At 36.3% G+C, this 1,379-nt stretch carries 1 protein-coding gene; it reads left to right on the forward strand.

Annotated features, from left to right (window positions below; all coding sequences use genetic code 11):
- Window positions 1–1,379 (forward strand): molybdopterin-dependent oxidoreductase (locus FUA24_RS24435; RefSeq protein WP_148546041.1); only part of this gene is annotated, 1,379 nt, incomplete at both ends.

The following is a 1,379-nucleotide window of genomic DNA, read 5'->3' on the forward strand; positions in this document are numbered from 1 at the left end:
ATAAAAAAACATGGGCCTGATAGTGTAGGTTTTTATGTGTCTGGGCAAAGTTTAACTGAAGAATATTATATAGCCAATAAACTTACAAAAGGATTTTTAGGCACCAATAACATTGATACCAACTCAAGGCTCTGTATGAGTTCTGCTGTAGTTGGTTACAAAAAGGCATTTGGTGAAGATAGTGTGCCAATTAGTTATGCTGATATTGAATTGGCCGATTGTTTTTTAATAACAGGAGCAAACCCAGCATGGTGTCATCCTATTTTATTTCGTCGTTTAGAAAAGCACAAAGAAGAAAACCCAAACGTAAAAATAATTGTAGTTGACCCAAGAAAAACTGATACCGCAAGTTTTGCCGATTTGCATTTGCAAATATTACCAGGTACAGATGTAGTTTTATACAACGCTATAGGCCGTAGGTTATATGACCAAGGTTTAATAGATGAAGATTTTATAAAAAATAACACCGAAGGTTTTGCAGCATATAAAGCACAAATATTAGCCACAAGAATTAGTAAAGCTGCTAAAATTTGTGGTATTGAAGAAAAAGAAATAAAAAAAGCAGCCGATATTATAGGGCTATCAAAAGGGTTTATAAGTATGTGGGCTATGGGGCTTAACCAAAGTGTGGTTGGTGTAAATAAGAACATAGCCCTATTAAACCTGTCTTTAATTACAGGGCAAGTAGGCAAACCAGGTTCAGGTCCTTTTTCATTAACGGGGCAGCCCAATGCCATGGGAGGTAGAGAGGTTGGCGGTATGGCAAACCTTTTAGCTGTTCATAAAGATTTAATGAATGAAGAACACCGCAGAGAAGTAGCCCAGTTTTGGGGTGTTGAAAAAATTAACCCTAAACCCGGTTTAACAGCTACTGAAATGTTTGATGCTTTAGAATCTGGTAAACTTAAAGCTATTTGGATAGCTTGTACAAATCCTCTAGTAAGTTTACCAAACATTAATAAAGTAGAAAAGGTTATAAAAAATGCAAAGTTTGTTGTAGTTCAAGATATTTCACATAAATCTGACACTGTTAAGTTTGCAGATTTAGTGTTACCTGCAGCAGGTTGGTTAGAGAAAGAAGGCACTATGACGAACTCTGAGCGTAGAATTTCTTACTTACCCAAAGAAATTGATCCGCCAGGGGAAGCTAGACCCGATGTTGAAATTTTTTGCGACTTTGCACAACGCATGGGCTTTAGAGGTTTTAACTATGGTTCTGCCGAAGAAATTTATGATGAATATTGTGCCATGACCAAAGGCACTAATATTGATGTATCTTATTTAAATTATGATAGATTAAAAAACGAAGGCACGTTTCAATGGCCGGTAAATCAATACAGGCACGGTGGTACTCCAAGATTATTTCAAGATAAAGTGTT

It is taken from the genome of Seonamhaeicola marinus (assembly GCF_008085455.1).